This is a genomic window from Rathayibacter sp. CAU 1779 (assembly GCF_054551755.1).
The window spans coordinates 348,802-362,619 of sequence record NZ_JBTOLK010000001.1; the positions used below are offsets into that span (position 1 = coordinate 348,802).

A 13,818-nucleotide genomic window follows, 5' to 3' on the forward strand; every position below is an offset into this window, starting at 1 on the left:
ATCGCGACCATGCCGGTTCCCGGTCCGACAGATGTCGTGGACGGTGTGGCCGACCGTCGACGGGAGTTCCTTGCGTCGGCGCCGCACTTCGACAGCGACGACGACCTGCTGAACACCGTCTTTGCCAGACGCTGGGAGTCGTTCGCCGCCAACCTGGTGCGTACCGACCGCGGATGGCTCGTGACCGAATTCCACCAGCCGGGTCCGGGTCGAGCCCACGGCACCGTGAACGCAGCCGCCGGACACCACATCATGGAGGGTCGTTGGCTCGGGGATCCGCAGCTGATCGACGACTACGTGCGGTTCTGGTACACGGCGCCCGAGGCCGAGCCGCACCGCTACACGGAGTGGATCGCCTGGGCCGCCGTCGAGTCGGCCCGGCTTCAGGATCGCTGGGACGTCGTATCTCCTCTGCTGTCGGGAATGGCCCACAACTTCGAGGCCTGGCACGAGAACCTGCACCCGTCGGGCCTCTACTGGGCGCACGATCTGGCCGACGCCATGGAGTTCTCCATCAGCGGTGACGGACTACGTCCGACGATCAACGCGTACCTGTACGGGAATGCGGCGGCGATCTCCGAGCTCGCGACCCGCACGGGCGATGCCGCGCTGTCGCATCGGTTCTCCGAGATCAGCGACGGGCTCGCCCGCCGCATCGTCGACGACCTCTACGATCCGGAGCTCGGACTCTTCGTGACACTCCCGCTCGGGTCGCTCGACGACGACGCGTATCTCCGCGAAGCGAGCGCAGAGAGACGGATGCCGTCGGCGTTGTCCGCGGTCCGCCCGCCATCCGCAAGGCAGGTTGTTCCCGCACGACGCGTCAGGGAGCTGGCGGGATTCGTCCCGTGGTACTTCGGCATCACGGACGACCGGATCGACGCGGCGGGCGCCGTCCACCAGCTCGCGGATCCGGACGGCTTCTTCGGGTCGTACGGTCTGCGAACGGCGGAGGCCAGGCATCCGCGATACCGGTTCGCGGTGGCGTCCGACTTGCCGCGCTTCCTGTGCCGGTGGAACGGGCCGACGTGGCCGTTCGCCACCAGTCAGGTGCTCACCGCGCTCTCGGGCTTGGCCAGGCAGGGCCGACGGGACGAGCACGGCGAGCTCTTCGTGCGCCTGCTCCGCCAGTATGCGAGCTCGCACCTTGAGCGGGACGGCGAGTACCGGCTCGATGAAGACATCGACCCCGATCGCGGCGGCTGGCTGACTCGCGCGTATCGGCTCGAACACGAGCCGGAGCGTGCCGACATCGGGCGCGACTACCAGCATTCGACGTTCGCCGACCTTGTCCTGTCGGGGCTGATGGGCATCTCGCACAGGGACGGCGTGCTGCGTGTGGATCCGCTGCCGGCGATCCGAGCGCTCGGGCGCGTGCACGTCTCGAACCTCCGGATCGCTAGACACGACGTCGACGTGACCTGCGATCCGGCGACCGGGATGCGACTGACTGTTGACCGGATCGTGACGGCGCGCGCCGACATCGGAGCCCTCGAGGTGCTCGTGCGCGGTCAGGCGGCCGGCGGATGACAGGCTTCGAACGGCGACGGATCGTGGAGGTCCGTGAGGTCTCGCTGCGCTGCGAGATGCGGCGCTGGATCGGACGCAACGCGTTGCGCGGTCCGCACGGCGACGGGCATCCGCTTGCGGTGCTCGCGCTCGTCGCCGACGACGGAACGCTCGGATGGGGTCACGTCGGCCAGAAGCTCACCGAGCTTCCGGCGGATGCGGACTTCGGAAGCCTGATCGGCAGAAGGATCGTCGACCTGTTCGACCCCGAGCGCGGCGTGATCGATCCCGCCGCGGTCCCGGTCGAGATCCCGCTCTACGATCTGGTCGGCAATCTGCTGGGGATGCCGGTCTCCGCGCTGCTCGGTTCTCACGGGACCACCGCGGTGCGGTGTTACTCCGGCGGTGCGTACTTCGACGATCTGGACGCCCCTGGCGAGCATCCGCTCGACGCCGTTCGCCACGACCTCGAGCTGGACTCGGCCGACGGATGCCGCAGCTTCAAGCTCAAGGTCGGCAGGGGTCACACGTGGATGGGCGCGGCCGAGGGCCTCGCCCGCGACATCGATGTCACGCGCATGGCGCGACAGGCGTATCCGGACGCCGAGCTGATGGTGGACGCGAACGACGGCTACTCCGCATCGGACGCGACGCGATATCTGGAGGCCGTGTCGGACTGCGATCTGTACTGGGTCGAAGAGCTGATGCCGGAATCGATCGAGTCGTCACGCATGCTGCGAGCCGACCTCGACCGGCTGTCCCCGAACACGCTGCTCGCCGACGGCGAGTCCGCACCCGATGCGACGCTGCTGGGCGAGCTGTCACGATCCGGACTTCTGGACGTGGCCCTGATGGATGTCGTGCGGTTCGGCATCACCCGCTGGCGGGCCGTGATGTCGGAGCTCCGGCGGGCCGGCACGCTGGCCTCGCCGCACACCTGGGGTTCCCCGCTGAGCATGTACTACGCGTCACACCTGGCTGCCGGGCTGGGAAACATCCCGACGCTGGAATGGATGCCAGCGCTCGTCCCGGGCGTGGACACGTCGGCGTACGGGTGGGATGACGGGATGCTCACGGTGACGGATGCGCCGGGGTTCGGAGTGCGGCTCGTGCAGTGAGGGCGGCTGTGCGGCCCGCGACTGGCCTTGCCCGCCCGATTCCTCACGTAGCCTTGACCGTCGTGGCTGCACGGAACGAGGACACGGCGATCGGGCGGATCGTCCGATGAGCGACCTCGGATTCCGGGCCTACGGCACGCTCCTCTCCGTCCGCGCCCGCACCATGATGGTGCTCGCGGGCCTGCTGGCCCGCACGCCGATCGCGGTCCTCGGATTCGGCTTCCTCTACTTCGCACACGCCAGCACGGGCTCATACACGCTCGGCGGTCTCACCTCCGGTCTCGCCATCGCCTCGATGGGACTCGTCGGGCCCCTGGCCGGGCGCATCGCCGACCGCCGCGGACAACGCCAGCTCCTGCTGGCATCGGCGATCACGCATCCGCTCGCCATCGCGGGCGCGATCGCCTGCGGCTATCTGGGCTCGATGATCGGCCTGGTGATCGCCTCGGTGTTCTGCGGCGTCACCGTCGCACCCGTCGGAGCCTTCATGAGAGCACGTTGGTCGACCATCGTCGAGGACGGGTTCCTGCTGCGCACGGCCTTCGCGATCGAGGCGGTCGCCGATGAGATCGTCTGGGTGTTCGGTCCGGCTGTCGCCGCGTTCCTGGCCGCAGGCGTCATCCCGGCAGGCGGGTTGATCCTGTCCGGGATCATCGGGCCGCTCGGAGCGCTCTTCCTGCGGATGATGCCCGACGCGAAACCGGTTGCGGCGACCGGGCGTGCCCATCGTCCCGGTCGGCTGCTGCGCTCCGCGCCGTTCCTCATCCTGCTCGTCGCCAGCTTCGCCACGGGCATCGGATTCGGCATCAACGACCTGTCGATCGTGTCGCTCGCGACGTCGAACGGCGTTCCGGAGCTCGCGGGCACCGTGCTCACGGCGTATTCGATCGGAAGTGCGTCGGGCGGATTCGTCTTCGGCGCGCTCTCCACGCGGCTCCGCTCCAGGCAGATGCTCGTCGGCACTGCGCTCGCGCTGGCCGTCACGTGGGCGGCGCTCGCATTCGCGCCGGGGATCTGGTGGTTCTATCCGCTCGGCTTCTTCGCGGGTGCGACCATCGCCCCGCTGATGATCGCCGTGAACCACATCGCGCACGACATCGTGCCTCCGGCCATCATCACCGAGGCCCTTGCATGGCTTAACACCCTCGTCATCTGCGGCATGTCGCTCGGCTCGTTCGCAGGCGGGCTCATCAACGATGCGGCCGGTCCGCGCGCGGCGTTCGATGTCGTCGCCTGTACGGCGGTCGTGCCGATCGTGCTGGTGTTGCTGGGCTTCCGGGCGTTCGGAAGACTCGGGGCTTCTGTACCCGATGAAGCGGATCCGGCAGAGCACTCGGAGGTGCGGCCGGAGGCGGCTTGGACGGGGGCGGTACTGCCAGAGGCACCGCGTCAGACGGACAGCCCTGGCGTGCCGTAGCGGCTGCTCGACGCAGAGCCGGCCACTGACATCCGCTCCGAACTGCCGCACGTGGTCGTCGCGATCATCTCCCGAGCAGATCGGGATGCCCGGGCATACAGTTCGCGCCATTGTGCCAATGGCTGTTCGCCCGCTGAAGTGCGATCGGCGGCGCTCGTCGGGCCTCAGTCGGTCGTTCCGAAGAGCAGCTCGCCGTGCCTGTGCAGCGTGTCGTATGCATCGCCGAAGGTGGTGGGAGTGGGAGTTCCCGGCTCGTACTTGGCCAGTAGCAGGCCGAGCAGGCCCTTCGCGGGCGCGGTGAGCGGCCGCTCGCGGTCGCGGCCGGCGGGTTCGGCACGTCGGGCCTCCGGGTTGGCCGGGACATACGCGGCGTGCACGTCCGGCCAGAGCTGGGGCTGGCGAGGCACAGTTCGACGGATCGTGTCCTGCAACGATGGTGCATGCCGGTCGCGCTCGGTGAGCGGCTTCAGCCCGTGCTGCTGCGCGAGCGTGCGAGCCACCGACGCATGATGCGTCGGCTCGCTCTCGACCGTTCCCTCCTCGACATAGGCGGACACCAGGATCGTCGGCACGCGAAGCCCGAGCCGATCGAAGGTGAACCCCATCTCACCCGGCTCGTGACGTCCGCTGGGCGGGGTCGCCGACGGCGGTGGCACATGATCGAACAGGCCGCCGTGCTCGTCGAACGTGACGAGCAGCGCGGTGTTGATCGCGTTCGACCCCTTCGTCGAGCTGCTGTTCCTGATGGACGTGTAGACGTCGGCGAGGAGCGCCTCGGCGGCGCGCACGTCACTGAAGGCGGATTCGAATCCGCCTGTGCTGAACGTCGGGATGTTCTCCGGCGGATGCATGTCGTTGTGGTCGAACACCATGCGCGGCTCGATGAAGGAGTAGACGGGCAGGTCGCCGTTCGCGACATCATCGCGGAACTGATCCATACTCCGGAAGTTGGTCTTCCAGTAGCGCTCGATCGACGGCGCGTGCAGCAGCCCCGTCAATGACACCACCTGCTCGGCGTCGTAGTAGACGCGCCAGGAGAGTCCGGCATCCTCGAGCCTGTTGAAGATCGTCGGAACATCGGGTGCGTTCAGCCACTTGTCGGGGCCGCCGCCGATCGCGTTGGTGACGAATCCGTGCGAGGTGCTCGCGTTGAAGAACGAACGGTTGCAGAAGGTCTGCGACGGCACGGAGCAGTGCCAGTGGTCGAAGACCGCGAACGACCGTGCGAGTGTCGAGAACACCGGGAGCATCTCGGGCGTGAAGCCGCCCATGACCGGCGAATACTCCGCGAGAGACGGCTCGGAGCCGCGCTGGATCCGGTAGTTCGTCACGTAGTCGTGCACGAAGCCGTCCATGGTCGGCTTGCGGCCGGCAGCCGGCGCGTTCCATGGCTCGCGGATGCTCTCCTCCGCGCCCGGATCCGCATTGAAGGCCGGGTCCACGACACCGAAGAGCTGCGTGTTGACGTGCGGATACGTCTCGCCCGGATCCGGATTCGGCTGCGAGAAGAGCACGTCGGTCGGATCGTCGTACACGAACGACGTCACCACCGTGCCGTCGGGAGCGCGATTCGGATGCTGACCGTTGCGCACACCCTCGAAGGACTGCCCGCGCGGCGGATGCTGGCCGTCGTACAGCCTCCCGAGCACGTGATCGAAACTGCGATTCTCGAACATGAGCACGACGAGGTGGTCGAATCCCGGCTCCGGACGCGGCGGCAACGGGCTGAATCCGTACCGCTCGTCCTTGCCGTTCTCCGCACCGACGATCGCACCGCCGATCAGTCCGCCGCCGACGGCACCCGTCACCAACCCGGCCGCTCCCCAGCCGGACGCGCTCAGGAACCGGCGCCGGCTCGGGGGCTGTTCGTCATCGGCGCCGGCATCGGCAGCGGGCTGTTCTGGATTCTCCGGCGATTGGGGCATGTGTCGGTTATCCGCAGACGGCGCACGGCGCGGGGTCGGCTCGCTCGGCGAGCCGGTGCGGGGCGGAACCGTGGCATCCAGGAACATGACCCCGTCACAGTGCTCGCCCGCAACCTCTCACGGCAGTCAGTATGCGGCGTTCCACACCTGGCGGTAGTCCTCAACGAACCGACGGAACGTGGTCGCCGGCACTCCGGTCAGACGACGTACGGATTTGTTGGGCATCGCGGAGACGTTCATGCGCACAACTCGGTAGATCATCTTCTGCACGTCCACGTAGTCCGCCGGTGCGCCCTGCTCACGCAACCGCGCCAGGTATTCACGCTCGCTCGGCATGGTGTAAACGATCTCCCGGCCGAGCACCTCGCTCATGATCCGCGCGACCCGACGGTATCCGAGGGACTGCTCGCCGGAGAGCGTGTACGCCTTGCCGATGTGGCCCGGCTCGGTGAACACGGTGGCTGCGACACGTCCGATGTCCCGCGCGTCGATGAACGCGGTGAGCGCGCGCCCGGCCGGTACGACGATGCGACCGTGCTCACGGATCTCGTCCGCATAGGTCGTGGAGAGGTTCTGCATGACGAAATTGGGCCTGAGGAACGTGCTGGGGGCATCCACATGCCTCAGATACTGCTCGACCGCGTGGTGCGGGGTCGACCGATTCGCCTGCACACCCTGCAACGACAGGAACACGATGTGCCGGATGCCGCGCCGCCGGGCCGCATCGATCAGCGGGAACAGACGCGTGCGCACATCCGCGATCGCCGGAGGCCGCATGAGAAAGAGCCGATCCGCACCGTCGAGCACGGCATCCAGCGCGGCGGGATCGCTGCCGAAGTCGAACTGCCGTGGGTGGGTCGCAGCCAGCCCCTGCGGCACATCAGCTGGCGTCCGCACCGCGGCGATCACCGATTCGCCTCGTTCCAGCAGGTGCTCTACGACGGCGGAACCGACCGTTCCGGTCGCTCCCGTCACGACGACAGCGCTCATCGCTGTCCTCCTTCAGCGGTGCGCTCGGCTTCCGCCGCGCTGTCGCCTTGTTCGCGCTCGCCGCCGACCCGCTGGAGCAGGTCCGCCAGCGTCTCCAGCTCGCCATCGTCCAGCCAGGCGAAGCGCGGTGCCAAGCGCTCGATCATGGACGCCTCGAACGCGTCGATCTCGCGACGGGCGTGGTCGGTCAACCGCAGCATCCACGAGCGGGCGTCGTCCGGGCGACGCGTACGGGACACGAGGCCCTCGGCGAGCAGCTCCTCGACCAGTTGCGTCACCGCACCACGCGTGAGGCCGAGTCGGTCTGCCAACGATCCCGGAGTGCTCGGCTTCGCACCGTGAGCAATGAGGAAGAGCGCGTCGAGTTGTGACCTGGTCAGACGCGTGCCGGCGAACGGCGCCCGCCGAGTTCCACCCAGCAGATGGTTCCACGAGACGATCTCTTCCAACACCGTCCCGATCGACCTGGCACGCGTGTCCACAGCCACCATCAGTCGCTCACGAACGGGAGCCTGCCGACGAAGGTGCGGTCGTCGACCTGCGTGAGGATGAAGTCGGCCAGGTCGTCGCGACTGACCTGCGTGCTCGCGTTCACGCCTGCCCACCCCACCCGATACCGGCCCTTGCCCGGTCGCTCCGTCAGCCTCGGCCCACGCACCACCGTCCAGTCCAGGTCGGAATCCTGCAACACGGCAAGGTGGCCCTCCGCGTCCGCCAGCACAGCAGGCGACAACAGCATGAGCGCTCCCTTGATCATCCGGTCCGGCAGCTTCGGTCGATCCTCCGGCGCCGCAACGCCCCCGCCGGAAAGCGACACCACACGCGTGACACCCCGTTCGCGCATCGCCTCGGCGATCACCTTCGTGCCCTCCGTCTGCAGCGTGGCAGGAGAACCCTTCACGTGACCGAACACGCTCACCACGGCATCCGCTCCCTCCACCGTGCGACCGACGGCGACCGGATCGAGCACATCGCCCGCGATCACCGTGAGCCGATCGGATGTCGTCTTCAGTCGGTGCGGGTCACGCACCAACGCCCGCACGTCGTATCCCTGCGCGAGGGCTCTCGCCAGCACGCGCGACCCCGTCTTGCCGGTCGCACCGAACAGAGCTATCGTCGTCATGGTCGATTAGTTTAGCGGCTAAAGCACATCGGAGGCGGCCTGCGGAGTGGATGACGGTCATTCACGCCGGCTCAGGATCCCGTCATTCGCGCTCGGCGAATGGACCCGCCTCCGGTCACGGCAGGCACATACTCGCCCGGGCCGGCCTATGTTCCTCGAGCAGCTCGCGGTCGCCTCGTGCCCCGTTCCGGTAGGCGCTCGGCGACACGTTGCACGAACGCGTGAAGTGCGCGTAGAAGCTGCTCTGCGACCCGAATCCTGCCGCGTGGGCGACCTCGCTCGTGGTCATCGTCGTGGTGAGCAGCAGGCGCTGTGCCTCCGCCATCCGGCACCTGGTGAGGTATCCGCCGAGCGTTGTTCCGACCACTTCCCGGAACAAGGTCATGGCGTAGTTCGGATTCAGGTGCGTTGCCTGGGCGATGTCGGTCGGCGAGATGTCGGAACGGAAGTTCGCGACAGTGAACTGCGCCATCTCGATGATGTGCTGCATTCCGTCGTTGTGCGAGTGCGCCGACCGCGCCCGCGCATGCGCGTCGTCGCGCTGCTCCAGATGGCGGAACAGGAGACGTTGCACGAGCGCCTGAACTTCGAGCAGGGCACACTGTTCCATCGGCCCACCCGTCAAGTCGTCCAACCACGACTCGAACATCGACTCGACCTCCCGGCCGATCGCTTCGACGGGCAAGACGATGGCCTGGCTGGTGAGCAGCTGCCGGAGATGTTCGGCCGGCAGCGCCCAGCTGAACACCCTGGCCAGCGGGATGTGCACCCAGTAGTTGCTGCTGTCGACCGGATCCTCGTGTTCGATCAGTCGATGCGGCGTCGACGCCCAGAACATCGCGATGCTGCCGGATGGGACGAGCATCCGTTCGCCGCCGAACAGGTACTTCAGCCGCCCGTCGACGACGTAGTTCAGCTCGAGGTCATCGTGGCGGTGCGACCTCTCCATCTGGGGAGCCGGTCCGCGATGCGCCCAGATGGCAGGCTCCTCCACCACCACCTGAGCCGGGAGAAAGTCGGCTTCGAGCCTTCGTTGGCGCATGTTCTCACGATAGACACGACGACGTCTCCGACAGGCCGCACCTGAGATTCCTGGAATGGTTGCGTTGCGATCCGGAGGCCGCCCCGATCGGCTCGTTCGTAGCGTACCGATATGCCAGACAACGCAGCCGCACCCAAGATCACCATCATCGGAGCCGGTGGCTTCGTCTTCCCCTTCCGCCTCATCGGCGACCTGATGAGTTTTCCAGCCCTGCAATCCGGTCGGCTGTGCCTGATGGACATCAACCCGGATCGCCTCCGTCCTGTGGCCGACGCCGCCCGCGATCTCGCGGCCCACCACGAATTCCCGCTCCGGATCGAGGAGACGACCGACCGCAGAGAGGCTCTGCGCGATGCCGACGTGGTGATCATCACGTTCCAGGTGGGCGGCATCGACTCCTATCGACACGATGTCGAGATCCCCCGACGCTACGGGGTCGATCAGACAGTCGGCGACACCATCGGGCCCGGTGGAGTGTTCCGCTTCCTGCGTTCCGTCGGCGCCTATGAGGCGATCGCCGCTGACGCCCGCGAACTGTGCCCGAACGCACAGTTCATCAACTACGCCAATCCGATGGCGATGGCGACAGGCTTCCTCAACGCGAAGGGACTCAAGACGGTCGGCCTGTGCCACAGCGTGCAGGGCACGACACGGATGCTCGCCCGCACCCTCGACATCCCCTACGACGAGGTGAATTTCGTCTCGGCCGGCATCAACCACCAGGCCTGGATCCTCACGTTCGAGCACAACGGGGTCGACCTGTACCCGCGTCTGCACCAGACCATGCGGGAACGGCACCTGCGGGGGCGCGGTGCCGGCGACCTCCTCTCCGACAGCGGCGACCACAGCGAGGCGGCGGTCGAATCCAGCAATTACGAGGGCGGGAACGAGCAGGTCCGTACCGCGATCATGGAGACCTTCGGATACTTCCAGACCGAGTCGAGCCACCACGCATCCGAGTACCTGCCCTACTTCCGCAAGAACCCCGACCTCGTCACGGACTTCATCCCCGAGCGCTGGGACTACTTCGAGATCTGTTCATCGCACGACGAACAGGGCGACATCGACGCGCAGCTCGCCAAGCTCAAGGAGCACTTGGCCCCGTCCGTCGAGTACGGAGCCAGCATCGTGAACTCCCTGGTCACCGGGGTGCCGAGTGTCGTCTACGGCAACGTGCCCAACGACGGGTCGTTGATCGCGAACCTGCCGGCGGATGCCTGTGTCGAGATCCCGTGCGTCGTCGACAAGAACGGCGTGCAGCCCACCGCGATCGGTGATCTCCCGCCGCAACTCGCCGCACTGAACCGCACGAACATCGGCGTACAGAACCTCGCGGTGCGCGCAGCGCTCACCGGCGACCGCGAGAACGTGTACCACGCCGTTGCGCTGGATCCGCTCACGGCTGCGCTGCTCACGCTGGACGAGATCCGCGCCATGACCGACGAGCTGCTCGCAGCCCACGACGCCCTGTTGCCAGAGACGCTTCGCCTGTCAGCGGACGAGTCGCGCACCGTCGCTCAGCGGATCCCCGCTCGGGCGGCCTGAGGCGATCACGCCTCTTGGCGGTCGCCACCGACGGCGGCCGCCCGAGGTCGGAACGACCTCACCGGAAACGAACGAAGGAGTTTGTCATGCCATCACCGTTCTCTTCTTCAACCGACGGAATCGCGGAGTCCGGGCTGAAGTGAGTCGATCCGCTCACGCGACCGGGCCCGTCGACATCTACACGTGAGCACCGGCCCCGACTGTCGCAGGCACGTCCCCGTGGCCGAGCTCGCAGCAACCGATCTCCCGAGATCAGGAGTGCGCGTCCGCCGCGGGCAGGTGAGCGCTTGGCGCGCGTCGCTCAGATGCTCGGCGGCGAGATGACGTAGAGGATTCGAGCCTCAGCGTCCGTGGTGTTGCTCACGGAATGCGGCGACGACGAGAAGTACTCCATGCTGTCGCCGGCTTCGAGCCGATGGGCGTTGCCGTCGACAACGCACTCGACGCTGCCGGCGAGCACGAGCAGAAGTTCTTGCGACGATCCATGCACGTGGCTCTCGTCGCCGATCTTCGCGCCCGGCGCCATGACTGCTTCCATGACTTCGAGATGACGAAGCGGATGCAGCGTGTACAGGTATTTCGTGACGCCTTCGGAGACGAGTTCCGGCCGATCAGCGCTCCTCAGCGGCGTGTGCCCTGGCGGTGTGTCGTCGAAGAGGTCGGAAAGCCCCAGATTCAGGGCTGCCGCCACCCGTGTCAGCACATCGATGCTGCCGGTGGCGGTGCCGCGCTCGATCTGGGAGAGATAGCTCTCGGTGATGCCCGACGCCTCTGCCACCCGGCGCAATGAGAGTCTGCGCATCGTGCGGAACGCCCTCACCCGCGGTCCGAGGTCTGCCACCTTCGCACGGAGCTCGCCAAGGCGCCCCGAGGTATTCGATGCCGAGGACTCGTCCCCCACGACCGTCATGCATCGTTCCTTCCTGCTGCCGACAGCGCCGGCTCATCTACGCGCGCCCGAGGCGAGCCCAGTTTAGGTGTGCGGTCTCGAGCGAGGCGGTGTGTTCAGAACTACTGTACTAATACTTCAGTACTACTGTTGACACGGTTCAGTATGGGTTCTAGCGTGTGCTGTTGAACGCGCCGTGGCAGTCGCGTGCTGAAGGAGGCAATGGTGCATTTCCCGTCCGAGGAGTTGGTGCGCTTCGCGCGCATCCTCTATCCGCATCCCGGGTTGGCTGACGGACCGTACGAGCGTGCGGTGGCCGGCGTGATCGACGCGGCCACGGCCGATCCAGTCCTCGCGCAGATCCTGTGGGACGGCATCCGGGACGGCTTGCTGGACGCCATCCAGACGGGCGAGCCCGGAATGCGTGCGATCGAGGACACCACGTTCTTCCAGGAGCTGCGTGCCCGAACCGGCTGGTCCCTTTACGACGATCACGAGGTGTGGGACTTCATCGGCTATCCCGGTTCCTCGTTCGAACTCGGCGGGTACCTGCATCGCGGATTCGACGATCTGGACTGGCTCCCCGACGTCCGCATCACAGAGCCCGATGAGGAACCCGCTCAGCCTGGTTCTCGGGCGAGCACGGACGGGACCGTCGCACGATGAGCGCTCGGAAGCACTCCTTCGGACCGCAGTTCGATGACGACGACGAGGACGTCTTCGTCATCGTCGGCTCCGGTCCCGGCGGCGCGACATTGGGACTCGAACTCGTCCGTGCGGGGGTCAAGGTGGTCATCCTCGAAGCCGGCCCATGGATCGACCCGACCGACTTCGTGAACGACGAACGACGCGCCTTCGATCAAATGAGCTGGACCGACCCGCGCGTCGCGACCGGCGATTGGTCCCTGGCTCGGGACTTCCCTGGATCACCGGCATGGAACGGCAAGCTCGTCGGCGGAACAGCGAATCTCTGGACAGGAGTGGTGCCGAGGCTTCAGGAACACGAGTTCCGGGCCGCCTCGGCTTACGGCGCCGTGGCCGGCACCTCGCTCACCGACTGGCCACTGAAGCTGAGCGATCTCGAACAGGATTACGAGCGCGCCGAGATCGCGGTAGGGGCATCCCACCGTCACGGAAGGCCGCCGCTCCCGGCGAACAACAACTTCAAGGTCGTCGCCAATGGCGCGGATCGCATCGGCTACCGTCGCTACGCGACCGGCCCCTATGCGGTGAATGCCGAGCCGTACGACGACAGGCCCGCAACGGTCGAGGACGGCTTCGCCTCGCAAGGCGACAAGGGTCTATCGAAGTGGACGCCACTGGTCAGCGAGATCCCCAAGGCGCTGGAATCGGGCCGTCTCGAGCTTCGAACGGAGAGCACGGCGACCCAGATCCTTCTCGGCGCCGACGGCAAGGTCGCGGCAGTCCTCTATATCGATGCGGACGGCGTCGTGCGGCGGCAGTCGGCTCGAGCCGTCGCCGTGGCCGGCAACGCCATCGAGACGGCGCGGCTACTGCTGCTCTCCGCGACGCGAGGGCATGAGTCAGGGCTCGCCAACGGATCCGATCAAGTCGGCCGCAACTACATGCGACACACCACGGGCGTCACGTACGCCGAATTCGAGAAGCCGGTGCACATGTACCGCGGTGAGCCCATGGCCGGAATCATCGCCGACGAGGCGGGACACGATCCGTCGCGGGGTTTCGTCGGCGGTTACTACTTCGAAATGATCTCGCAGGGGCTGCCGTCGTTCTCACAGTTCAACCAGCCGGGCGGGTGGGGTCGCGCCTTCACGGAGCGCATGGAGGCATACACGCGCACGTCCGCATTGTGGACATGCGGAGAGGATGTGCCACAGCCAGGCAACAGGGTCGCGCTCAGCGAGACCGTCACCGACGACCACGGCCTTCCGGCACCCGTCGTGCACTACGACGATCATCCGAACGATGTCGCGATGCGTGAGCATTCCTATCGCCAGGCGCGCAAACTCTACGAGGCTGTCGGCGCGGTGAAGATCACCCACGCACCGCCGTTGCCCTCTGGCCACAACATGGGCACGGCCCGAATGTCCGGCGATCCGTCAGCCGGCGTCGTCGACTCACACGGGCGTTCGCATGAGGTGAGCAACCTTTACATCGCCGACGGGTCGGTATTCCCGACGAGCGCCGCCGCCAACCCCACCCTCACGATCATGGCGCTGGCCTATCGACAGGCCAGACACATCGTCCAGCGACTGAAGACACACGCTCTCTAGCCGCT

General features: G+C 66.9%; 12 protein-coding genes. 6 read left to right on the top strand and 6 right to left on the bottom strand.

The window, feature by feature from the left end; genetic code table 11:
* The first annotated feature begins 9 nt into the window (after positions 1–9).
* The 3 genes from ACX9R5_RS01515 (at position 10) to ACX9R5_RS01525 (ending at position 4,044) form a co-directional block, all read left to right on the top strand.
* Complete coding sequence (locus tag ACX9R5_RS01515) at positions 10–1,530, top strand: MGH1-like glycoside hydrolase domain-containing protein (RefSeq protein ID WP_459407247.1); 1,521 nt, start codon at positions 10–12, stop codon at positions 1,528–1,530.
* Positions 1,527–2,627: an enolase C-terminal domain-like protein gene (locus tag ACX9R5_RS01520; protein WP_459407248.1), complete on the top strand. Its 1,101-nt coding sequence runs from the start codon at positions 1,527–1,529 to the stop codon at positions 2,625–2,627. The genes ACX9R5_RS01515 and ACX9R5_RS01520 overlap by 4 nt, the downstream gene beginning before the upstream one ends.
* Positions 2,628–2,733: 106 nt before the next feature.
* A complete protein-coding gene (locus ACX9R5_RS01525; protein ID WP_459407249.1) occupies positions 2,734–4,044 on the top strand; it encodes an MFS transporter in 1,311 nt (436 codons plus the stop codon).
* A 164-nt stretch (positions 4,045–4,208) separates the two neighbouring features.
* On the opposite strand, the gene ACX9R5_RS01530 is transcribed toward ACX9R5_RS01525, so the two are convergent.
* The 5 genes from ACX9R5_RS01530 to ACX9R5_RS01550 form a co-directional block, all read right to left on the bottom strand.
* Positions 4,209–5,969: an alkaline phosphatase family protein gene (locus ACX9R5_RS01530; RefSeq protein WP_459407250.1), complete on the bottom strand. Its 1,761-nt coding sequence runs from the start codon at positions 5,967–5,969 to the stop codon at positions 4,209–4,211.
* A 126-nt stretch (positions 5,970–6,095) separates the two neighbouring features.
* Positions 6,096–6,959, bottom strand: a complete 864-nt coding sequence (locus ACX9R5_RS01535) for an SDR family oxidoreductase (protein ID WP_459407251.1) — start codon at positions 6,957–6,959, stop codon at positions 6,096–6,098.
* The gene (locus ACX9R5_RS01540; protein WP_459407252.1) at positions 6,956–7,450 is read right to left on the bottom strand and encodes a MarR family winged helix-turn-helix transcriptional regulator; all 495 of its coding nucleotides are present in this window, start codon (positions 7,448–7,450) and stop codon (positions 6,956–6,958) included. The genes ACX9R5_RS01535 and ACX9R5_RS01540 overlap by 4 nt, the downstream gene beginning before the upstream one ends.
* Positions 7,450–8,082: an NAD(P)-dependent oxidoreductase gene (locus tag ACX9R5_RS01545; protein ID WP_459407253.1), complete on the bottom strand. Its 633-nt coding sequence runs from the start codon at positions 8,080–8,082 to the stop codon at positions 7,450–7,452. The genes ACX9R5_RS01540 and ACX9R5_RS01545 overlap by 1 nt, the downstream gene beginning before the upstream one ends.
* A gap of 115 nt (positions 8,083–8,197) precedes the next feature.
* On the bottom strand, positions 8,198–9,124 hold the full coding sequence (locus ACX9R5_RS01550) for a helix-turn-helix domain-containing protein (RefSeq protein WP_459407254.1): 927 nt from the start codon (positions 9,122–9,124) through the stop codon (positions 8,198–8,200).
* Positions 9,125–9,235: 111 nt separating this feature from the next.
* Between ACX9R5_RS01550 and melA the strand changes: the two genes are divergently transcribed.
* Positions 9,236–10,669 (top strand): alpha-galactosidase, encoded by a 1,434-nt coding sequence (melA, locus tag ACX9R5_RS01555; protein ID WP_459407255.1) that lies wholly within the window; start codon positions 9,236–9,238, stop codon positions 10,667–10,669.
* Between the two features lie 301 nt (positions 10,670–10,970).
* Here melA and ACX9R5_RS01560 read toward each other — a convergent pair whose 3' ends face one another.
* The gene (locus ACX9R5_RS01560) at positions 10,971–11,579 is read right to left on the bottom strand and encodes a cupin domain-containing protein (RefSeq protein WP_459407256.1); all 609 of its coding nucleotides are present in this window, start codon (positions 11,577–11,579) and stop codon (positions 10,971–10,973) included.
* Between the two features lie 201 nt (positions 11,580–11,780).
* Here ACX9R5_RS01560 and ACX9R5_RS01565 point away from each other — a divergent pair, with 201 nt between their 5' ends.
* Positions 11,781–12,224, top strand: coding sequence for a hypothetical protein (locus tag ACX9R5_RS01565; protein ID WP_459407257.1), 444 nt, complete (start codon positions 11,781–11,783; stop codon positions 12,222–12,224).
* Positions 12,221–13,813: a GMC family oxidoreductase gene (locus tag ACX9R5_RS01570; RefSeq protein WP_459407258.1), complete on the top strand. Its 1,593-nt coding sequence runs from the start codon at positions 12,221–12,223 to the stop codon at positions 13,811–13,813. The genes ACX9R5_RS01565 and ACX9R5_RS01570 overlap by 4 nt, the downstream gene beginning before the upstream one ends.
* Positions 13,814–13,818: the final 5 nt, after the last annotated feature.